General features: G+C 72.1%; 14 protein-coding genes and 2 pseudogenes. 7 read left to right on the forward strand and 9 right to left on the reverse strand.

The window, feature by feature from the left end; translation table 11 throughout:
• Nucleotides 1-32: 32 nt before the first annotated feature.
• The 4 genes from C8046_RS03520 to C8046_RS03535 all read right to left on the reverse strand — a co-directional run bounded on the left by C8046_RS03520 (nucleotide 33) and on the right by C8046_RS03535 (nucleotide 2,653).
• The gene (locus C8046_RS03520) at nucleotides 33-734 is read right to left on the reverse strand and encodes an AMIN-like domain-containing (lipo)protein (protein ID WP_109228272.1); all 702 of its coding nucleotides are present in this window, start codon (nucleotides 732-734) and stop codon (nucleotides 33-35) included.
• A gap of 11 nt (nucleotides 735-745) precedes the next feature.
• Nucleotides 746-1,567, reverse strand: coding sequence for an alpha/beta fold hydrolase (locus C8046_RS03525; RefSeq protein ID WP_109228273.1), 822 nt, complete (start codon nucleotides 1,565-1,567; stop codon nucleotides 746-748).
• Between the two features lie 71 nt (nucleotides 1,568-1,638).
• The gene (locus tag C8046_RS03530) at nucleotides 1,639-2,055 is read right to left on the reverse strand and encodes a DUF1579 family protein (protein ID WP_109228274.1); all 417 of its coding nucleotides are present in this window, start codon (nucleotides 2,053-2,055) and stop codon (nucleotides 1,639-1,641) included.
• On the reverse strand, nucleotides 2,048-2,653 hold the full coding sequence (locus C8046_RS03535) for a dihydrofolate reductase family protein (protein ID WP_158277120.1): 606 nt from the start codon (nucleotides 2,651-2,653) through the stop codon (nucleotides 2,048-2,050). Before C8046_RS03535 ends, C8046_RS03530 begins: the two co-directional genes overlap by 8 nt.
• Here C8046_RS03535 and C8046_RS20165 point away from each other — a divergent pair.
• From C8046_RS20165 to C8046_RS03560, 5 genes and pseudogenes are all read left to right on the forward strand, one after another.
• Nucleotides 2,652-2,915 (forward strand): annotated as a pseudogene (locus tag C8046_RS20165) (helix-turn-helix domain-containing protein); the annotation flags it as partial. The gene C8046_RS03535 and the pseudogene C8046_RS20165 sit on opposite strands and share 2 nt — an antisense overlap.
• A gap of 703 nt (nucleotides 2,916-3,618) precedes the next feature.
• Nucleotides 3,619-6,153 (forward strand): purple acid phosphatase family protein, encoded by a 2,535-nt coding sequence (locus C8046_RS03545; RefSeq protein ID WP_109228276.1) that lies wholly within the window; start codon nucleotides 3,619-3,621, stop codon nucleotides 6,151-6,153.
• An 80-nt stretch (nucleotides 6,154-6,233) separates the two neighbouring features.
• Complete coding sequence (locus C8046_RS03550; RefSeq protein ID WP_109228277.1) at nucleotides 6,234-6,908, forward strand: hypothetical protein; 675 nt, start codon at nucleotides 6,234-6,236, stop codon at nucleotides 6,906-6,908.
• 110 nt (nucleotides 6,909-7,018) lie between these two features.
• The gene (locus tag C8046_RS03555) at nucleotides 7,019-7,534 is read left to right on the forward strand and encodes a hypothetical protein (protein WP_109228278.1); all 516 of its coding nucleotides are present in this window, start codon (nucleotides 7,019-7,021) and stop codon (nucleotides 7,532-7,534) included.
• Entirely contained in the window at nucleotides 7,531-8,751 is a 1,221-nt protein-coding gene (locus C8046_RS03560; protein ID WP_109228279.1) for a hypothetical protein, read from the forward strand. The genes C8046_RS03555 and C8046_RS03560 overlap by 4 nt, the downstream gene beginning before the upstream one ends.
• A 63-nt stretch (nucleotides 8,752-8,814) precedes the next feature.
• Here C8046_RS03560 and C8046_RS03565 read toward each other — a convergent pair whose 3' ends face one another.
• The 5 genes from C8046_RS03565 to C8046_RS03585 form a co-directional block, all read right to left on the reverse strand.
• A complete protein-coding gene (locus C8046_RS03565) occupies nucleotides 8,815-10,260 on the reverse strand; it encodes an aldehyde dehydrogenase family protein (protein ID WP_109228280.1) in 1,446 nt (481 codons plus the stop codon).
• 59 nt (nucleotides 10,261-10,319) lie between these two features.
• On the reverse strand, nucleotides 10,320-12,824 hold the full coding sequence (locus C8046_RS03570; protein WP_199224381.1) for a glycoside hydrolase family 2 protein: 2,505 nt from the start codon (nucleotides 12,822-12,824) through the stop codon (nucleotides 10,320-10,322).
• Nucleotides 12,825-12,889: 65 nt separating this feature from the next.
• Complete coding sequence (locus C8046_RS03575; RefSeq protein ID WP_109228281.1) at nucleotides 12,890-15,034, reverse strand: alpha-galactosidase; 2,145 nt, start codon at nucleotides 15,032-15,034, stop codon at nucleotides 12,890-12,892.
• Nucleotides 15,031-17,064: a beta-galactosidase gene (locus C8046_RS03580; RefSeq protein ID WP_235866076.1), complete on the reverse strand. Its 2,034-nt coding sequence runs from the start codon at nucleotides 17,062-17,064 to the stop codon at nucleotides 15,031-15,033. Before C8046_RS03580 ends, C8046_RS03575 begins: the two co-directional genes overlap by 4 nt.
• A gap of 187 nt (nucleotides 17,065-17,251) precedes the next feature.
• Nucleotides 17,252-18,406: an ROK family protein gene (locus C8046_RS03585; RefSeq protein WP_109228282.1), complete on the reverse strand. Its 1,155-nt coding sequence runs from the start codon at nucleotides 18,404-18,406 to the stop codon at nucleotides 17,252-17,254.
• 218 nt (nucleotides 18,407-18,624) lie between these two features.
• Here C8046_RS03585 and C8046_RS03590 point away from each other — a divergent pair, with 218 nt between their 5' ends.
• Nucleotides 18,625-20,292 (forward strand): ABC transporter substrate-binding protein, encoded by a 1,668-nt coding sequence (locus C8046_RS03590; RefSeq protein WP_235866077.1) that lies wholly within the window; start codon nucleotides 18,625-18,627, stop codon nucleotides 20,290-20,292.
• A gap of 50 nt (nucleotides 20,293-20,342) precedes the next feature.
• A pseudogene (locus C8046_RS03595) lies at nucleotides 20,343-21,331 on the forward strand (ABC transporter permease).

Below are 21,331 nucleotides of genomic sequence, written 5' to 3' on the forward strand. Positions count from 1 at the left end.
TCCCGCGGTGACCTCACACGGGTGGCTACGGTCTACGGCAGGACGTCCACGACGACGCGGAAGGGGTCGGTCAGGGTGAACGCCCGGAACTGGCTCGCCTCTCCGAGACCGAGAAGGAGGCTCGCCGAACCTCCGTTGGTGGCGTACCACATCGCTTCCGCAACCGTGCCGCCCTCGTCGACGGGGGTGTCAGGTGCCTCGCCGTCGTCCGGTCCCCGAGCGATCCCGTTGACCGAGATGTTGAGCACCTGGTCGCCGTCGATGTCGGCGATCTCCCCCGAGTCGAGCATCGCCGTCTCGGTCAGGTCCGACCACAGGCCCACCTCGCCGGCCCCGCCACCGTCGAAGGGCACCAGCGTCACGACCACCCTGTGCGAACCGTCCGGACACACCGAGGAGTTGAACGACTCGAACTGCATGTACGGCGCGTCGTCGGGACGCGGCTGCAGCTCGCCGGAGTACCCCAGATCGAGGAAGTTGATACCGGAGTCCTCGCTGGCGGGACACGCGTCGTCGACCTCGAGATCGGTTTCGGTCTCGGTTTCGGCCTCGGGTTCGGTCGTCGACGACGACGGGGTCGTCTCGGGCGACGCGGACGGCGCGGAGGTCTGCGAGGTCGGTTCGGCCGACGGCGAGGTGGAGCTAGATTCTGACGACGGGTCGCCGGTGCAGGCCGCCAGCGCGACCACCAGGGCACCGACGAGCAGAGCGGGCGCCGCGTTCGTGCGGGTCATCGTTCTCACCTTCATCCGATCTCACGTTGCGTCCGCCCTCGCAGGAAGGGGCGGACTGCCGACACTACGGCTCGAGCGTCCATCTCGTGCCCCTGCTGGGGAACCGAGATCCGCTCGGCCTGCGGCAGGAGGGCGACCAGTGCCGTGGCGGCGGTGTCGAAGAATCCGTCGGCGAGGTCCGCCATCTCGACGGACGTGCCCGTGCTCGTGGCGACGAGCACCGGCACGTCCACCGTGCGGAACAGGTCGGCCAGAGCCTCGCCGTCGTCCATCACCGCCGCGTCGTAGCGGAGCGTGGGGGCGAGGTCGAGCAACGGCGCCCAGAACGGTGACCGGCGCGCGCCGGCGATCACCTCCGGCGGCGAGCCCCAGGCCCGCATGGCCAGCTCGAGAGCCGCGCCGCGGTCGCCACGATCGAGCGCCACGGCGAGGGCGTGGCTGTAGCTGCGGTGCCGCGGCGTCGCCCCGTCGGTGACGTCGAAGGGCGGCTCCCAGACCACGAGCCTCGAGATCGGGGCGCCCGCGGCCGCAGCGCGAAGGGCCAGCAGTCCCCCGGACGACGAGCCGACCACCGAGGCCGGTCCGTCGACGACCGCGGCGACGACCGCCCGGAGATCTCCGATCTCGTCGTCGACCGACGAGTCCGCAGCATCCCCGCTCGTCCCTCTCCCCCGACGCGAGTAGACGACAGTGGTGAACTCGTCGGCCAGCAGCTCCGCCAACGGTCGGAGCTCAGCCCCGTCGTCGAGGGCGCCAGAGACGAGCACGACCCCGGGGCCTCGTCCCGCGACAGACACGTCCAGGCTCACGCCGTAGTTCGACTCGACACGCATCGTGGAGCTCCTCTCCCGGCAGCATCGCTGCCCGTTCGTCGGTGGTGATGGTGGTGGTCGCGACCGAGTGCTCAGTCGACGCGCCGCGCGACCCGGTCGCACAGCGTGATCCACTCGCCGTCGGGACGGAACTCCCAGTGGTGGGTCTGGGTGCGTCCGTCCTCGCTGAACGTGACCGTCGCGCGCTCCTGATCTCCGGTGAACGTCCAGGTGTCGCTGTCGCGAGTCAGGAGGTACTCGCGGTTGTAGCCGTGGTTCTCGATGCTCCAGGAGAAGTAGGTCGACCGCTCCTGGTCCCAGCCGAGGAAGCTCATCGTGTCGAACGGCCCGTTCGCGCGCTCGTCCTGGACGACGAACTGCTTCCCGGAGTGCCACCGGGCGGAGTGGATGCTGCGCCACGGCGTCCCCGCGAGATCGACACCGCGCGCGGTGCCCTCCGCCGACCAGTCCCCGACGAAGGCTTGCAGCAGCGTGTGCTCGTCAGCCACGGTGTCCCCCGTTCGTGGGCGCGTAGCTGAGCACGACGTTGCGCGAGTCGGCCCAGGTGCGCACGCCGAGCAGGTCGAGCTCGATCCCGGTGAGGCCCTCGAACGCCCGCCGGTCGCCGGCGACCACGCGCGGGCCGACCATCAGGTGCAGCTCGTCGACCAGCCCGTGGGCGAGTAGATCCGTCCAGAGCGTGAGGCCGCCGAACAGGAGGACGTCGCCCGGCGTCCCGGACGCACGCAGCCGGGCGACGACGTCGTGCGCGTCGGCCCGGCGCACGATCGTGGTCTGCTCCTCGAAGGCGGTGACGTCGTCGCGCGTCAGGCTGTCGGAGATCACGGTGATCGGGATGCCCGCGGCGTAGCGAGAGGCGATGTACTGGTCGTCCGGGGTGGCCTCCGGGTCCCCCACCCGGGCCGGCCAGTACTGCAGCATGCCGCGATAGCCGACGGCCCCGAACAGCAGGTGCCCGGCGGCCCTCACCCGTTCGACGTTGTGGGCGCTGAAGGCCTGGTCCATCGGCAGCGCTGCGACGTCGCCCCCCGGCCCGTCCGCGTATCCGTCGATGCTCAGCATGGTGCTCACGACGATCCTGCTCATGTCGCTCTCCCTCGATCGGACCGCTCGACGAGCGGCTCCGGAAAACATAACAGACCGGAACGGTCCGGTCTATAGTTGGGGGGTGTCCACACCCAGCCCCCGCGGGCGGCATCGCGAGGCGGCCGAGAACGACGTCCGCATCTTCGAGGCCGCCAAGGCCGTCTTCACCGACGACCCCGACGCGCCCATCTCGGCGGTCGGGGCGGCAGCCGGCGTCGGGAAGTCGGCCCTCTACCGGCGCTACCCGAGCAAGCAGGAGCTCCTCGAGGCCGTCGCCCAGGACCTCACCGAGCAGTACGTGAGCGTCATCGAACGCAGCCACGAGGAGCTCGACCGCGACGTCGATCCCCGCACGGTGCTGGAGACGTTCCTCGCCGACACCGCGGCGACGGGCACGCACGCGACGTCGGTGGCGATCGCCGGGCGCTTCGAACCCTCCCCCGGGACCGGGAGCGGTCCGCGCAGGGTTGGGCAGCGGGTGACCGCCTGGTCGCACGTCTGCACGAGGCCGGCGCGCTGCGCACGGAGGTCAACTGGCTCGACCTCAACAAGCTCCTCGAGGCGTTCGGCCGGGTCCGCGCTCCGCAGGTGGCGCGGACCGAGCAGCTCCGCCACCGCTACGCCGCTGTCCTCGCCGCCGGGCTCGCCCCACACTCGTCCCCCCTGCCCGGAGCGCCGGCCGGGCCGACGGACTTCGGCCCGCTCGACCCTCGCTGACCGAGCTGGTGCGACGCCTCCGGACGACCAGCGACTCGTCCTGACGACGCCCGTCCCACCGGGCAGCATCGTTCCCCACCGGGCGAACCGGCCCCCCGAACGGGGGCGCGCACAGTGTTCAACCTCGCGTCCCACGCCGTACACGACCCGGTTCCCTGCGCACGTTCTGCTGGAGTCCGGGCCCGGAAGGAAGCGGCCCGACACCCCCCTCACACCACCGGGCACCTGCGCGCCCGGGGAAGGAACCCATGCGATCTCGCATCCACAGAGCCACCGGCGCCGTCATCGGGGCGACGCTCGTCGGCAGCCTCCTGGTGGCCGTGTCGGCGCCCGCCGTCGCCGACCGGAGCGAGCCCCTCGCCGCCGCTGCGGCCGCCGAGGACGCTCTCGCTCCGGGCCGGCACCTGAGCCCCGAGGCGACGGAGTGGAAGTTCCACGACCTGGACCAGGACCCCGCCGGTGACGGCGACCTCCTCTCGTGGACCCTGGCCGACTACGACGACTCGGCCTGGCCCGCCGCGCACGGTCCGTTCGGCGCGCTCCGAGGCCTGAAGGCTCCCGTCTCCGGCCAGCCCGTGGAGACGCTGCTGACCCAGTACAAGGCCGGCACCACCACGAACATCGAGACCTTCTTCTTCCGTGCCGAGATCGACCTGGACGCCGAGGAGCTCGAGGGCATCGGTCGCCTCACGGGCACCGTCCGTCACGACGACGCCCTGGCGGTGTGGGTGAACGGCGAGAAGGTCGGCGGCTTCCTGGACGACGCCTTCGACCCCGCCCGCGGCAACATGCAGTACCTCGGTGACAGCCGCAGCGCGCCCATCGTCAGCTCCGTCGTCGTCCCCGGCGACGTCCTGGTCGAGGGCGAGAACCAGATCGCGATCGCGCTCTACCAGGACCGCGACACGAGCTCCGACCTCTACTTCAACTTCGAGACGCTGGAGACGGTCGCGGCCGACGAGCCGCTCGTCGTCAGCGACCTCGTGCTGAACGTCGGTACCGACGAGACCGAGCGCAACGTCGCCTGGTACCTCAACGACGTCGCCGACGGCACCGCGCAGTGGGCGCCGGCGTCGTCGTACGACGGCGTGACCTTCCCCGAGGCCGCGGCCACCACCCCGTCGATCCACACGGGGCAGACGCACGACGGCCGGTTCTACCACCACGCCACCCTGGACGCGCTCGCCGAGAACGAGACGTACGTCTACCGCGTCGGCGGTGAGGGCAGCTGGTCCGAGGTCCACGAGTTCACGACCGGGACCTTCGGTTCCGGCGAGTTCGAGTTCTTCATGGTCGGTGACGCCCAGATCGGCTCGTCCGGCGACGTCGCCCGCGACACCGCCGGGTGGACGAACACGCTGGACGTGGCCGAGGAGATGTTCCCGGACGCCGAGTTCATCCACTCCGTGGGCGACCAGGTCGAGCGCGCCGGCGCCGAGAACGAGTACGAGGGCTTCCTCGCTCCCGAGCAGCTGCGCACGATGCCGCTCGCGACGATCAACGGCAACCACGACGTCGGCACGACGGCGTACGAGACGCACTTCTTCATGCCGAACCTGGACAAGGACTTCGGCAACTCCGGCGTCTCGACCCGTTCGCAGGGCAACTACTCCTACGTCTACAAGGACGTCCTGTTCCTCGGCCTCAACTCCAACGTGATGGACGTGGCCACCCACGAGGCGTTCATCGAGAAGACCCTCGCCGAGCAGGGTGACGACGTGCGCTGGGTCGTCGCGTCCCTGCACCACTCGATGTTCAGCGTGGCGAACCACTCGATCAACCAGAACATCGTGGGCCTGCGCAACAACCTCGCCCCGGTCCTGTCCGAGCACGGCGTCGACGTCGTCCTCATGGGCCACGACCACTCCTACTCGCGCACCCGCGTGATGGAGGGCCGCACGCCCGTCGCGACGTGGGACGACCAGCTGGAGGTCCACCCGGACGAGGGCCAGACCGTCTACGTGACCGGCAACTCCTCGTCGGGCTCGAAGTACTACAACATCCGGACCCCTGAGGCGATCGGCGCCGCCGACCCGAACGGGTTCAACTACCTCGCGAAGGCCTGGCAGGAGTACGTGCCGAGCTTCGCGCACATCGAGGTGGACGGGGACGTCATGACGATCTCCTCCTACCGCACCGACGACCGCAGCTCCTTCGACGAGGTCGTCGTCCACCGCGCCGGCGTCGAGGAGCCCGTCGTCTCCCCGTTCACGGACGTGCCGACCGACAGCGTGTTCTTCCAGGAGATCCGCTGGCTCTTCGAGCGCGGCATCACGACCGGGTGGCCGACGGCCGACGGCGGCGTGGAGTACCGCCCCCTGAGCTCGATCAACCGCGATGCGATGGCGGCGTTCCTCTTCCGCGAGTTCGGCGACGAGTCCTACCGTGCGCCGGACGTCTCGCCGTTCGTGGACGTGGCCGTGGACAACCAGTTCTACCGCGAGATCGCCTGGCTGGCGGAGAACGAGATCTCCACGGGCTGGGTCACCCCGACCGGCGCCGAGTTCCGTCCGCTCGCCCAGATCAACCGTGACGCGATGGCGGCGTTCCTGTTCCGCATCGGCGCGCCGGCGGACTACGTCGCCCCGCCGGTCTCACCGTTCAAGGACGTGGACGCCACCACGATGTACCGCACGGAGATCCTGTGGGCGGCCCAGAACGGCATCACGCTGGGCTGGGTCGGCAACGACGCGACGGTGCAGTTCCAGCCGCTCTCGCCGATCGCCCGCGACGCCATGGCGGCGTTCCTGAACCGCATGGTCGAAGGACCGCGCGAGTCCTGATCCCGCCTCGACCGGCCGGTGGCCCCGACGCCACCGGCCGGTCGACCCCTCCCCCGACCCCGATCACCCCGAGGACACCCGTGCGGCGAACGAGCCGTCCGACCCCGCTCGCCTCGCGCGGAACCCTCGCGGTGCTGGCGGTCGTCGCCGTCGCCCTCGGCGCCCTGCTGTGGACCCGGTCGAGCGACGCGGCCCCCGGGACGGTCGCCGTCGGTCAGGTCGAGGTCCCGGTCCGGGTCGGGGACCTCACCCTCGTGCACGGAACGGCGCTCGAGGGGCTCGACGAGATGACGTGCACCGCGCCGGACGGTTCGACGCAGCCGCTCGGCGCCGACATCGTGGCCGGCTTCTCCGGGGGCGTCGCCGTCCAGGACCCGCCGCCCACGCTCGTCGCCATCGACGACTTCGGCTACGAGAGCTTCCGCAGCCTGTACTACGCGCGTGACGTCGAGACGTTGACGGCCGGTGGCGGGGAGTGCGACGCCGTCATCGACGAGATGGCGTGGGTCCTGCTCCTGACCTACCCCGACACGGCCGGGGCGGCCAGCTCCCTGACCGCCCCCCTCGACTCCTACGACGAGCTGCTGGAACCCGTGGAGGAGATGGGGTGGGACTACCTCGGGTGCCTCGAGCGGGAGCAGGGGGCCGAGTGTCGTGCGCCCGTCGGACGCGTCGTCGTCCACACCGGCTCTCCTGCCGACCCGCGCTCCCTGACCGTCTGGACCGAGGCGTTCCTCGCCGGCCTGGGCAGCTAGCGCTGCCGACGGTCATCGGCCGCCGACCCGGCGAGACCGAGCACGACGGCGGAAGGTTCCGCCCCTCGACCCCTCGCCGCGCACCCTCGGCCCGTCCTACCGTCGGCCCCATGAGCACGCACCTCCTCCCCGCCACCCGGCTGAGCCCCGCCGTCCTGCGGTGGCTCCTCGACCTGCGCCCCGGTCCCGCGGCCACGCTCGCGGCCACCGTGCTGGCCGTCCCCGACGCCGTCGAGACCCTCTCCTCCGGCGAGCTCGTGACCGCGGGCGCCGCCCTCGAGCGCGACGGCGAGCTGCTGCCCGCGGGCGAGGCGGCGGTCGTCGGGGACGTCCTGACCTCGGCGGCGGCGCTCGTGCGCGTCGGCACCGCCGACGCGGTCGCCGCGCTCGTCGCCGTCGGCCGCGACCGGGTGCTCGTGCTGACCCCGGACGGGCACGGGGGACAGGTCGCGGGGGCCCTGGCGGCCGACGTCGGCGTGGGCGCCGCCGTCGCCTCGATCGCGGAACAGGTGGGCGAGGACGCCGTCGTCCTGGTCGCGGTGCCCGGCGCGGACATCGTGTCGCTGCCCCCGGACGACGACCTCGCGGACCGCGTGACCTCCCGCCTCGACGGGCTGCACCCGTGACCGCGGCGGTGACCCACGGCGCCGACGTCGCCGCGCTGCGGACCTGGCAGACCTCGGCGGCCGACGGCGGTCGCGACCTCGAGGAGATCGGTCACCGCCTCGGGCTGGCCGTGGCGGGCATGGCCTGGTCCGGCCAGGACCAGCGCCGGTTCACGGAGGACTGGTCCGGCCGGCTCTCCCCCATGCTCCGGGGCGTCGCCTCGGCGCTGGTGTCCGCCTCGGCGGCCGTCGGGCGCGAGGCCGACGAGCAGGAGACCGTCAGCGCCGCGGCGCCGGGACCGGTGGCCCCTGGCGGCGCACCGCTCGGCTACGCGGGAGACCCCGCCGCCGACGCGGCCCGCGAGGCCGGGGAAGCCGGCTGGGCGCGAGGCGCCGCCGGGGTGCTGCTCGGGATGGTCGGCCACGTCCTGGGCGGCCCGGCGGGCTCGCTGCTGGGCACGGTCGTCGGACCTCGCCTGGTGGACCGGGTGGTCGGCGTCGCGGACGCCCGCGCCGACCGGACCAGCGTCACGGAGGTGACGAACGAGATCGGGATCACCGACACGGCTCCCCGAGGCCCCGGCGACGTGCTGCACGACCTCGCCGACATGTACGACCACGAGGGCACGGTCCGCACCGACCTCCTCACGGGACCCGACGGCCGCCAGGTCGCGATCCTCTACGCCCCGGGCACCCAGGACTGGTCGGGCGACCCCTCCGGCACCAACCCGATGGGGGTCTACGGCGCGGTGGGTGCGGCGTCCGGCAAGGACACCCCCCTGCGCCGGCTGATGCTCGAGGCGATGGCCACGCTGCCCCCGGGGGTGCCGATCCACCTCGCCACGCACAGCCAGAGCTCGTTCGCCGGGCTCGACCTGGCGGCGGACCCCTACGTCCGGTCGCAGCACACGATCGCGTCCGTCATCACCACGGGTGCGGGCGGCGGCAACTTCGTCGTCCCCGACAGCGTCCAGGTGGTCTCGGCACGCAACCCGTTCGACCCCGTCGCCAGGATCGGCGGGGCGCCGTCGGGAGCGATCGACGTCGCGGGGACCTGGTCGGGCGACCACCCGCACTCCTCGCGCGAGTACGCCGCCATGGTCGGCCGCAGCGACGACCCCGCGCTCGCGCGGTGGTGGCGCGAGACCGGCATCGACCCGCGCTCGACCGTCACCACCCGGGTCTTCCGGGGCACGGTCGGGCCGGCCGTGCCCGGTGGCGGCGTCGTCCCCGACTGACCGCACGACTTCGGGAGTGACGGCGGGCGTTCGACGGCGGGCGTCCGCCGTCGTGCAGCGAGGTCAGCCGAGCCCGAGGAGACGACGGGCGACGCGGCCCCGCCGCCCGCTGAACGGCGGCTGCGCGATGCGCAGCGTGTCGAGCTCGAGCGGCTTGCGCAGCACGGGCTTGAGGTGGCTGAAGGCGTCGAAGGACGCCTGGCCGTGATAGCTCCCGGACCCGCTCTCCCCGACCCCGCCGAACGGCAGCTCGGGGGCGGCGGCCTGCAGCAGCGCGACGTCGAGGCCGACCGTCCCCGACGACGTCCCCTGCACGAACGCGCGCGACGTGGCGGCCGAGGCGGAGAAGACGTAGAGCGCCAGCGGCTTGTCCCCCGCGTTGACGTAGTCGATCGCCGCCGACGCCGAGGGCACCGGGATGATCGGCAGCACGGGTCCGAAGATCTCCTCGCGCAGGACCGCGGGCACGTCCTCGCCGTCGCGCGACGCCGCCGGGTCGGTTGGCTGGGACATCTGCAGCACGGTCGGAGCGAGGAACCGCGTCGCGGCGTCGTGGTCGCCGCCGAACGCCACCCGTCCCTGGTCCAGGTAGCCGACCAGACGGGCGTGGTGGGTGTCGCTCACGATGCGCCCGTAGTCCGGGCTGCTCGCCGGGTCCTGGCCCCACAGGTCGCGGACGGCGCGCTCGATCGCGGCGGTCAGGGCCGCCACGCGGTCCGGCGTCGTGAGCACGTGGTCGGGAGCGATGCACGTCTGGCCGGCGTTGCTGAACTTCGCCCACGCGATCCGCCGGGCCGCCTGCTCGAGGTGGGCGTCGTCGTCGAACCACGCCGGCGACTTGCCGCCGAGCTCCAGCGTGGTCGGCGTGAGGTGCTCGGCGGCCGCCCTGGCCACGATGCGCGCGACGCGGCCGTTGCCCGTGTAGACGATGTGGTCGAACCGCTCCGCGAGCAGCGCGGTCGTCTCGGGGACGGCGCCCGGGACCACCCGCACCGCCCGGGGATCGAGGTGCGCCGGCACGAGCCGAGTCAGGAGCGCCGAGACGTGCGGCGCCAGCTCGCTCGGCTTGAGGACCGCGGTGTTGCCGGCCGCCAGCACGCCGACCAGCGGCGAGAGCAGCAGCTGCACGGGGTAGTTCCACGGCGCGATCACGAGCACCACCCCGAGCGGCTCGGGCACGAGGGCGGCCCGACCCGGTCGCAGCGCGAGCGGGAGGGATGTGCGGCGCGGCCTCGCCCAGCGCGTCAGGTGGCGGAGCGCGTGGGCGATCTCCGCGCGGACCACGCCGATCTCCGTGATCCGCGACTCCGTCGCGCTCTTGTGCAGGTCGGCGTGGAGCGCCTCCTCGAGCTCGACGCCGTGCTCGACGAGCAGCCGGTCGAGGGCCGCCAGCTGCTCGCGACGCCACGCGAGGGGGCGCGTCACTCCGTCGTCGAACCGGGCACGCGCCGTGGCGACGGTGCGGCGGATCGCGTCGGGCTCGAGCGGGGGCGTGGGAGTGACGGGCATCCCTCCACGGTAGGTGAGCTCGAGCCCGACGGCGGGTCGGGGTGTGGCGCTACCCCCGGTCAGGAGCCGGCCGCGGACGCGGGGGCCGCGGCGGCCGGGAGCGGCTCCCCGATCGGCGCCCCGTGCAGCTGGTTGGCGCTGCGGACGACGCGCGGATCGGTCGCTGCCGCGGCCTCGATCGGTCCGTCACCGGTGAGCACGACGGTGAGGCTCTCCCCCGGCAGCAGGCTGACCAGGCTGACGTCCGCGCTCGCGCTCCGGTCGGCCCGGTCCGCCAGCACGACGACGTCGCGCACGTAGGCCGTCGCGGTCACCGTGATCTCGGCCCCGGTGGGCGTGCTGGCGGCCTCGACCGCGAGCGCCGTCGGGTCGAGGTCCTGCGCGACCACCTCGGCGAGATCGTGGACGACCCGGTCAAATGCCGCCCCGTCGAAGGTCACGACGACGAGCTCCCGCGAGGCGTCGGTCGGGTCCACGACGTCCGAGGGAAGGGCGACGCGGGCGGCCCCGCGGGCGTCGACGTGGACGTCGAGGCTGTGCGAGGCGAGCACCTCGCCGTCGAAGGCGATCCGCTCGACCCGCGCCGTGCCGGCGTACCCCTCGGCCGTGTCGTTGACCAGCACCAGGGTCGAGCCCGCACCGTCCGTGGCCGGCTGGATCGTCGCGAACCGCTCCGCGTAGACGCGACGCAGCGCGTACCAGAGCGGCTTGCGGCGCTCCTCGAAGTCGACGGCCGCCCAGGAGACGACCGGCCAGTCGTCGTTCAGCTGCCACACCACTGTCCCGGTGTTGTACGGAGTGAGGGAGCGGAAGTAGGCGATCCCGAACTCGAGCGCGTGCGCCTGGTTGAGCTGGGTGACGAAGTGCCACTCGTCGATCGTCCGCGGCGGGGCGAAGTGCCCGCGCAGCCCGCGCTCCAGCTTCTGGTTGCCCGCACCGGCTTTCTGGTGCACGAGCATCTCGTGGCCGTCGGGGTGGAGCGGGGAGTCGTGCACGACGTCGAACAGCGTGCTCCAGGCGGCCGGCCCCTGGAACCCGAACTCGGCGACGAACCGCGGCGTCCACTCGGCGTAGCTGGTGTAGTCCTTCTCGTTCCAGACGTCCCAGATGTGCACGGTGCCCTCGGTGTCGAGGTTGGGCGAGACGTGCGCGTCGGAGGAGAACGGGCTGCCGGGGACGTACGGACGCGCCGGGTCGAGCTCGGCGATGATCTCGGGGAACAGGTGGCGGTAGTAGTGGTCGCCCCACGTCCGGCCCTCGAGGCTGCCGCGCCACCCCCACTCGGCGAAGCCCACGAGGTTCTCGTTGTTCCCGGCCCACAGCACCAGGCTCGCGTGGGCCGAGAGCCGGGCGACGGCCTCGCGGGCCTCGGCCTCGATCTCGCTCGCGAGCCACGACTCCTCCGAGTAGGCCGCGCACGCGAGCAGGAAGTCCTGCCAGACCAGCACACCCTCGCGCGAGCAGATCGAGTAGAGCTCGTCGGACTCGTACATCCCGCCGCCCCAGATGCGCAGCAGGTTCATGTTCGCGTCGGTCGCGTCCTTCACCCGCCGCTCCAGCCGGGCGGCGTCGATCCGGGTGACGAAGGCATCGTCGGGGATCCAGTTCGCGCCGCGGATCAGGATGGTGCGTCCGTTGACCCGGAGCTCGAACGGGACGCCCTGCTCGTCGGGCTGCATGTTGAGCGAGACGGTCCGGAACCCCACCTCGTGGCTCCAGCGCGCCGGGCCGACCTCGACCTCGACGTCGTACAGCGGCTGGTCGCCGTGGCCGCGCGGCCACCACAGCTCGACCTCCGGCACGACCGCGGTGACGACTCCCTCGACCAGGACGGTGCTCGTCGTGCTCGCGACGCGGCGCCCCCCGCGCGACACGGTGACCGTGACCTCCCGCGGCTGCGGCACGCCGTCGTCGACCAGGTCGACGTGGGCGCGGAGCAGACCGGCGGTGCCGGCCACGTCGACGAGCGGTCGGACCGCACCGATGCGCACGGTGCTCCACCCCTCGATCCCGATCGAGCGCCAGATGCCGGACGTGGCGACGTCGATCCCCCAGTCCCAGCCGAAGTTCGAGGCGGTCTTGCGGATCGCGTTGTAGGGGTGGTGGTTGACGTGGAACCGGGGTCCCCCGTTCTCGCGCTCGAACCGCTCGGCGGCGGGGACGGGAGCGTCGAAGGTCACGACGATCTCGTTCTCGCCCTCGCGCAGGAGGTGGTCCACCCCGAACCGGTACGACCGGTTCTGGTTGGCCGTGGTGGCCACCACCCGACCGTTGAGCTCGATCGTGGCGAGCGTGTCGAGACCGAGCGCCACCAGGTCGTGGCGATCCTCCCCGTCCGGCTGCCAGGTGAACGTGCGGCGGAAGGACCAGACCGTCGAGCCGATCCACTGCTGGGCGGCCTCGTTGTCGCCGTCGAAGGGCTCGTCGATCAGCCCCTGCGCGAGCAGGTCCAGGTGGATGCAGCCCGGAACGTGGGCCGGGACGTCCCGGCCCTCCAGGTCGGTGGGGACCTCGCCCGCCAGGGCGCGTGCGGTCCAGGGGCCGTCAAGGCTGAAGGTGGTCATGGAACCTCTCTCAGATCGGGGCCGCTCCGGTGCGGCGTGTTCTCGGTGGAGGAGCTGGTGGTGCGTCAGGCGGGGGCGTCGGCGGGCTCGGGGACGAGCTCGAGGACGAGCGCCTGGCCCGGGCCGAGCAGCGGGAGCCGCAGCCCGATCCTGGCGAGGTCGGAGCCCGTCAGGACGGTCGAGCCCTGCGCGAGCCACGGGGGTGGGACGGAGTCGCGCGAGAGCGGGAGGTCCAGCTCGGGGACCGGTCGGACCCGGTACCGCTGATCGGGCACCAGGCCCGCGACGGGCAGCACCGTTCCCGTGGAGCGGCCCGAGGTGGCCGTGCGGGCGATGCGGAGCACACCGCCGTCCCGAGGGTCGACGGCGAGCACCTGGCTCAGCACGAGTCCGGCGTCGCGCTGCTCGGGGTGCGTCAGCGTGCCGCTGTGCAGCAGCGGACGCAGCCGGCGGTAGGCCGCCACGCCGCGCCGGAGCTGGTCCAGCTCGGCCTCGCTGCACTGCGTGATGTCCCACTCGATGCCGGCGTGCCCCAGGAGCGCGACGGCGATCCGCAGCGACAGGTCGCTGACGCGCCCCGTCGTGTGGGCGCGAGCCGGGCCCACGTGCGAGCCGATCAGCTCGAGCGGGAGCAGCAGCTCCGTCCAGCGCTGGATCGCGAGGCGTTCGACGGGGTCGTTGGTGTCGGAGGCCCACACGCGGTCCGTGCGCTCGAGGATGCCGAGGTCGACCCGGGCGCCGCCCGAGGCGCACGCCTCGATCTCGAGCCCGGGGTGGCGCAGTCGCAGGGCGTCGATCAGGGCGTAGACCGCCTCGGTGTGCCGGTGGACCGCCGCCCGGCCACCGACGACGCCCTCGACGATGTCGCGGTTCTGGTCCCACTTGACGTAGTCGACGCCACATCGGCTGATCACCGCGCTGACGGACTCCAGCAGGTGCTCGAACACCTCGGGGTCGGCCACGTTGAGGACGTACTGGTTGCGCCAGGAGCGCACGCCGTCCGCGACGGGCTGCAGGAACCACTCGGGGTGGGCGCGCGCGAGGTCGGAGTCGAGGTTGACCATCTCGGGCTCGAACCACAGCCCGAGCTCCATCCCGAGCCCGTGCACCAGGTCGGCCAGGGGCTCGAGGCCGTTCGGCCACACCTCCGGGTCCACCCACCAGTCGCCGAGGCCGGCGTCGTCGGACCGTCGGGAGTGGAACCACCCGTCGTCCAGGACGAAGCGCTCGACCCCGATGGCCGCGGCGGTCTCCGCGAGGTCACGGAGCGGTGCGAGCTCGTGGTCGAAGTACACCGCTTCCCACGTGTTCAGGGTGACGGGCCGCGGGCGGGTCGGATGGCCGGGGCGGGCCCGCAACGACGCGTGCAGCCGCGCCCCGATGCCGTCGAGACCGTCGCCGCTCCACACGAGGACCGCGTCCGGGGTGCGCAGGCTCTCCCCCGTCCTCAGCACCACCTCGCCGGGTCGCAGCAGCGGGCCGGCACCGAGGACGGCCCCCGACTCCGCGAGCGCGTCGTGGCGGTAGACGGCGTCGCCGCTCCAGGCGAGGTGCACCGCCCAGACCTGACCCGAGCCGGAGTCGAAGCCCGGGGTCCCCAGGGCCAGGATCGTCGGGGCGTCGTGGCCGGTGCGACCCCGACGGGACTCCCGCACCCAGGCCCCCTCCGTGAGGGGACGGCGCTGCGGGGCGCGCTCCCGCGTCCATCGGCCGCCGAAGTCGAGCACCTCCCCGACCTGGTCGCTGACCGGCACGGTGACCTCGAGACCCGCGAGCGCCAGCGGTTCGTCGCCGTCGTTGACGATCTCGTGCCACACCCGGAGCACACCGGAGGCGTCCAGCACCCACTCGCTGATCAGGCGGACGGCTCCGCTGACCGCCTCGACCCGGAGCCGGTCACCACCCCCGCTGACCGACACGTCGCGCCAGCGCGGGACCAGCACCCGACCGGCGACGTCCCCGGCGATCGCCGGACGCCCCTCCCAGCCCTCGTGCTCGGTGGGGAGGATCGTGTGCGGGAACGGGACGTCGAAGGAGCTGGGTGAGATCGGCCGACCGAGCGCCTGCAGGACCTCGCGGTCCTCGGACTCCGTCCGCCCACGTCCGTCCGCGCCCGCCGCGCCCCAGTGCAGGACCTGGGGAAGTCCGCTCGGCTCGGCGACCAGGAGCACCTCCACACCGCCGCCCGCGAGTCGATGGAGCACGCTCACGGCCGAGCCACCTCTCGCACGACGGCCCAGCCGCCGGCGGGAAGCCGGAGCGTCCCGGTGAGGTCCCGGGCGGTGATCAGCTCGCGACCGGTCGCCTCGACGTCGACGTCCTCGGAGGTGTGGTTGAGGAGGAACAGCACGCTCGCGTCCCCGGTGCGACGGCGAACCGCCTCGACCCCCGCCGGCGCCACGATCTCACGGCGCAGCTGCAGCTCGTCCACGAGCGTGTCGACGATCGAGCTCGCCGACTCCTGCGCCAGCCGGGCCGACACGTACCAGGCGTGACCGTCGCCGGCGCGCCGCCGGGTGACCGCCGGACGCCCGGCGCCGGGACCGTCGGCGTAGCCGAGCACCACCTCGGCGTCCCCCAGCACCGTGTCCTCGCTCCACTCGGCGACCTCGCTGCCGTCGCTCAGGTGGACGATCTCCTCGCGCTGGAGCGGTCGGAACTCCTCCGTCCGCACCCCGAGCAGGTCGCGGAAGGCGCCGGGGTACCCGCCCGCGAGGACCCGGCTCGTGGCGTCGACGATCCCCGAGAGGTAGGTGACCAGCACGGTCGCTCCGGCCTCGGCCGCCGCGGCGATGCGCGCCGCCCTGGCCTCGTCGGTCACGTAGAGGGTGGGGACGACGATCAGGTCGTACCCGGCGAGGTCCGCGTCGGCGGGGAGCACGTCCACGAGGATCTGCCGCTCCCAGAACAGCTGGTGCCAGCGGCGCGGCTCGAACCCGTAGCGGAGCGCGCGGTGGGGCTTGAGGCCCTGCTCGAGCGCCCATCCCGATTCGTCGTCGACCAGGAGCGCGACCTGCGCGGGAGCCACCGACGACCCGCCGACCTCGGCGATCGAGGTCAGCGACTGACCCAGCTCGACGATCTCGCGCCACACCCGCGTGTCCGTGCCGGCGTGGGGAAGCATCGCCGAGTGGAACTGCTCCGTCCCCGCGGTCGAGGCCCGCCACTGGAAGAACATCGCGCCGTCGGACCCGCGAGCCACGTGGGCGAGGGAGTTGCGCAGGATCTCGCCGGGGTCCTTGGCCCGGTTGCGCTCCTGCCAGCTCGGCGCGCCGGTGGAGTGCTCCATCAGCAGCCACGGCTCCCGGTCACGGGTGAGCCCGCGCATGCGGTCGCCGGCGAACGCCAGCTCCTGGGCGCGCTGCGGATCCCGGACCAGCGTGTAGTGGTCGTTCGCGACGACGTCCACGTGCGCCGACCACGCGGCGTAGTCCACCACGTGCGGGCCGAGCCCCACCATGAAGTTCGTCGTCACCGGAGCGTCGCTGGACCGGCGGATCACCGCCTTCTCGGCCAGGTAGTGCGCCAGCAGCTCGTCGGAGGAGAACCGTTCGTAGTCGAGGAAGAGGCCCGGGATCGCGACGTCGCGCGGGCACCGCGGCGGGAAGACCTCCTCGAACGAGCCGAAGCGGTGCCCCCAGAACCCCGTCCCCCAGGCGGAGTTCAGGACGTCGAGCGTGCCGTAGCGCTCGGTGAGCCACTCGCGGAAACGCACGGCGGAGACGTCGCAGTAGCACCGCGCGTTGCCGCCGCCCAGCTCGTTGCTGACGTGCCACATCACGACGGCGGGGTGGTTGGCGTAGCGCTCCGAGACGGCGGCCGTGATGCGCATGGCGTACTCGCGGAAGACCGGCGAGCTGGGGCACCAGCCCAGGCGACCGCCCGGGCGCTGGGAGTGGTGCTCGGGGTCGAGCACGAGGATCTCGGGATGGGCGGTGAGCAACCAGCTCGGGGGTGCGGCGGTCGGGGTCGCGAGGTCGATCGCGATCCCCGCCTCGTGCAGCAGCCCCACCACCTCGTCGAGCCACTCCCAGTCGTACACGCCCTCCGACGTCTCGATCAGACCCCACGAGAAGATCCCGAGGGACACGATCGTGACGCCGGCCTCCTGCATCAGCCTGACGTCCTCGCGCCACACGGCCGGGTCCCACTGCTCGGGGTTGTAGTCACCGCCGAAGAAGAGTCGACCCTGCGGAGGGCGGAGCTGGGGACGGTGGTCTGGTGCGGCGACGTCTGCCACGGGGCATCTCCCTCGATGTCGGTGGACTGCGGGTCGAGCTGGGCGCACCACTCGAGGTGCGACGGATCGAGCCTCACCGAGCCGCGCGAGTTTGTCAATTCACGAAAGTAAGAGCGGGCGCAGAGGTCCGCCCGGGCGACCTGGAGGGGTCGACGGAAGGACGAGGGCGACGCGCGCCCGCCCGGAGCTAGTCGCCGAGCAGCTCGCGGAGCGCGGTGACGGCGCCCGCCCTGGCCCACTCGGCGAAACCGAATCCCTGGATCTCCAGCGGCGTCTCGGCGTCCGCCGGATCGCGGACGAGCGCGATCGCCTCGTCCACGGCGTCACGCGCGATCTCCACCACGGCGAGGCCGTCGCCCGTGAGGATGATCGCCTCCGGATCGATGACGTTGGCCACCGTCGCCAGCAGGGTGCCCAGGGCGTAGCCGGCGTCCCGGAAGGCCTGGACGGGTCCCGGCTCACCGGCGCGCGCCGCCCGGACCACGCCGTCGTAGTCGAGATCGGGCCGCCCGGCGTTGAGCACGATCGATCCGCTCGTGAGGTACGACGAGGCGCAGCCGCGGTGCCCCAGGCCGCACGGCGGCCCGTCGGGATCGATGCGGAGGTGGTCGAGCCGCCCGGCGCGACCCTGGTTGCCCGTCAGCACGCGGCCCCCGATCACGAAGCCGAAACCGAGCCCCGCTCCGACGGTGACGAGGGCGAAGGAGCTGAGGTCGACGGCGGCGCCGAACCAGTGCTCGAGGGCGGTGAGCGCGCGGACGTCGTTCTCGGCGACCACCGGGATCGCGAGCCGCGCCGTCAGTGCGCCGACGAGGTCGACGTCGACCCATCCCAGGTAGGGCGAGGAGGCGACCATGCGCCGCCCGGCCTCGGTCACGATGTCTCCCGCCAGACACACGCCGAGGGCGACGATCGCCGTTCCCGAGGCCGCGAGCGAGCCGTGGAGCCGCGTCACCTGGGCCACGACGGCGGAGAACTCGGGGTTCTCGATCGGCTCCGACACGGACGCGAGGACCCGCGCTCGCAGGTCGGTCAGCACCGCGTAGACGGTGTCACCGGTGAGCTTGACCCCCATCAGCCGGAACGAGTCGTCGCGGGACCGCAGCAGCTCGCTTGGCCTGCCCGTCCGGGCACGCATCTCCACGCCGCCCTCGGCCACGAGCCCCTCGTCCAGCAGCGTGCGCGCCATGCGCGTCAGGCTCGCCCGCGACAGACCCAGTCGGCGAGCGATCTCCGTGCGCGGCAGCGGCCCGTGCACGAGCACCTCACGCAGCGCGCTGCGCTCGGCCCTGTTCAGGTCGGGCCAGCCGCCGAGAACCTGACCCTCGGCGCTCAGCGTCATCGCACTCCCCTGTCCCTCGACCCACGTGTCACGCCCGCAGTCGTGAGACGGAGCACCACAGCCTACTGCGGGGCGGACCGACCCGCCGGGTTAGTTGACCAAGTTAATTTACTAGAGTAATAATCCTCGTCAGTGGCCGGACACGCCACTCACCCACGTCACTGGCGACGGAAGGACCAACGATGATCCGATCGATTTCACGCCCCGCGAGGAGAAAGGTGCCCGCCGGTATCGCCGGCGCAGCCGCCCTCGCGCTCGTCCTCACCGCCTGCGGCGGTGGCACCTCCGGCTCGGGAGAAGGTGACGGTGGTGGCGGCGCGAGCGCGGACACGACACTGGTCGCCTACACCGGTCAGGCCGGGGACTACCAGATCAACTTCAACCCGTACTCGCCCTCCAACATCGGCGGCCGCGGCACGATCTACGAGCCCCTGTACTTCTTCAACAAGGCCCGCACCCAGGACCCCGTGCCGCTGCTGGGCACGGACTACGAGTGGAACGAGGACGGCACGGTCCTGACCGTGACGCTGCGCGACGACGTCACGTTCTCCGACGGCGAGCCGTTCACCGCCGAGGACGTGGTCTTCACGTTCGACATGCTGAAGAACACCCCGGCGATCAACAACATGGGCTACGACGGCGTCACCGAGGCGGTCGATGACACCACCGTCACGTTCACCTTCGACGAGCCGTCCTACGTCCAGGCCCCCGACCTCCTCGGCCAGTACATCGTCCCGGCGCACCTCTGGGCCGACGTCAACCCCACCGAGGACGTCGTCGAGGCCCCCGTCGGCACGGGCGCCTTCGTCTACAACGACTTCAAGCCGCAGGCGTTCACCTTCACGGCGAACCCCGACTACTGGGACGGCGAGCCGGAGCTCAAGCAGATCCGCTGGCTCTCGCTGTCCGGCAACCAGGCCGGCGCCGACGCCCTGGCCTCCGGCAGCATCGACTGGCAGACCGGCCCCGTGCCCGACATCCAGAACGTCTCGGAGAACTACCCCGGGTACGACGCCGTCACCGCCAACCAGAACCAGATGGTCCTGGCCACGTGCTCCTCGGCCGAGCAGGGCTGCACCGGTGCGCAGGTCGACCCCGCCGTCCGTCAGGCGCTGTACCTCGCGATCAACCGCGACCAGCTGAACTCGCTCGCCTTCCAGGGCACCGCCTCGGAGATGTCGCCCACCTTCGCGCTCGTCCCGAGCCAGGAGCAGTGGATCTCCTCGACCATCAGCGACCCGGTCTCGCCCACGGGCGCCGACCCCGACGGTGCCGGCGCGGTTCTCGAGGCCGCCGGTTACGCCAAGGGCTCCGACGGCATCTACGCCAAGGACGGCCAGCGCGTCGCGCTCAACGTCGAGGTCGTCACCGGGTGGACCGACTACATCACCGCCATCGACGCCATCACCTCGCAGGCGCGCGACGCCGGCATCGAGATCGTCCAGACCCAGTCGTCCTGGAACGAGTGGACCGACAAGAAGCAGAACGGCAACTTCGAGCTCGTCATCGACTCGCTCGGCCAGGGTCCGGCGCCCGACCCGTACTACCCGTACCAGTACTACTTCACGACGGCGACACCCGTGGGCGAGTCCTCCGGCAACGCCTTCTCGCGGTACTCCGACCCCGAGGTCGACGCCGCCGTCGAGGAGCTCCAGGCGCTCGACTTCGACGACCCCGCCCGCGAGGCGCTCTTCGCGACCATCCAGGAGTCGATCGTCGCCGACATGCCGTACATCCCCGTGATGACGGGCGGCACCACGAGCCAGTGGAACGTCGGCAAGTTCACGGGCTGGCCCACGGAGGACGACCTGTACGCGTTCCCCGCGGTCTGGTCCGCGCTCGACGCCGCCGAGATCTACAAGGCCCTCGCGCCCACGGCGGAGTAGTCCGTGAGCTCGTCGTCCCCCAGCAGCATCCCCGGCAGGCAGGTGGCCCCGTGAGATTCGTCCTTCGGAAGCTCGGCTTCTACGCGATCGCCCTCTGGGCCGCGCTGACCATCAACTTCCTCATCCCGCGACTGCTTCCCGGCAATCCGGTCGACATCCTCCTCGCAAAGCTCCAGCAGCGTGGCGGCGTCGTGACGGACGAGACCCGCCGGGCCTACGCCCTGCTGCTGGGGGGCGACGACTCGATCCCTCTGCTCGAGCAGTACTGGCAGTACCTGGTCAACCTCACCCGGGGCGACCTGGGAGTCTCGGTCTCCTACTACCCAGCCACGGTGACCGACGTCATCGCGACGTCGATGCCCTGGACCATCGTGCTGGTGGGGGTCTCGACCATCCTGGCGGCCATCATCGGCGTCACCCTCGGGATGATCGCCGGCTGGCGTCCGGGCACCTGGCTCGACTCGCTCGTGCCGGCGACCACCCTGCTGGCCGCCGTCCCCTACTTCTGGCTCGCCCTCATCCTGGTGTTCGTGCTCTCCCGCACGCTCCAGCTCTTCCCGGGCAGGGCGGCTACGACGTCGTGCTCGACCCCGGCTGGGACTGGGCCTTCATCTCCTCGGCGATCTACCACGCCACCCTTCCTGCACTGACGATCGTGATCGCGGCGCTGGGCGGCTGGCTGCTCGGGATGCGCAACATGATGGTCTCCACGCTGTCGGAGGACTTCATCGTCACGGCGCGCGCGAAGGGTCTGCGCGAGCGCAGGATCCAGCTCACCTACGCCGCCCGCAACGCCGTCCTGCCCTCGGTGGCCGGCTTCGCCATCTCGCTCGGCTTCGTGGTCTCCGGGTCGGTGATCACCGAGCAGATCTTCTCCTACCCCGGGATCGGCTCCCGGCTGCTGCAGGCCGTGACGAACAACGACTACGCGCTCATGCAGGGCGTCTTCCTCTACATCACGATCGCCGTGCTCGGCGCCAACCTCATCGTCGACCTGCTGTACGGGCTCATCGATCCCCGTACCCGGGCGAAGTCCTAG

The organism is Serinibacter arcticus, from assembly GCF_003121705.1.
Lineage (GTDB): Bacteria > Actinomycetota > Actinomycetes > Actinomycetales > Beutenbergiaceae > Litorihabitans.

Excerpts from the sequence above, each read along its gene's own strand:
- C8046_RS03555 (WP_109228278.1), top strand. The coding sequence starts at position 7,019 with ATGAGCACGCACCTCCTCCCCGCCACCCGGCTGAGCCCCGCCGTCCTG.
- C8046_RS03535 (WP_158277120.1), bottom strand. The coding sequence starts at position 2,653 with ATGAGCAGGATCGTCGTGAGCACCATGCTGAGCATCGACGGATACGCG.
- C8046_RS03585 (WP_109228282.1), bottom strand. The coding sequence starts at position 18,406 with ATGACGCTGAGCGCCGAGGGTCAGGTTCTCGGCGGCTGGCCCGACCTG.
- C8046_RS03565 (WP_109228280.1), bottom strand. The coding sequence starts at position 10,260 with ATGCCCGTCACTCCCACGCCCCCGCTCGAGCCCGACGCGATCCGCCGC.
- C8046_RS03520 (WP_109228272.1), bottom strand. The coding sequence starts at position 734 with ATGACCCGCACGAACGCGGCGCCCGCTCTGCTCGTCGGTGCCCTGGTG.
- C8046_RS03525 (WP_109228273.1), bottom strand. The coding sequence starts at position 1,567 with ATGCGTGTCGAGTCGAACTACGGCGTGAGCCTGGACGTGTCTGTCGCG.
- C8046_RS03570 (WP_199224381.1), bottom strand. The coding sequence starts at position 12,824 with ATGACCACCTTCAGCCTTGACGGCCCCTGGACCGCACGCGCCCTGGCG.
- C8046_RS03545 (WP_109228276.1), top strand. The coding sequence starts at position 3,619 with ATGCGATCTCGCATCCACAGAGCCACCGGCGCCGTCATCGGGGCGACG.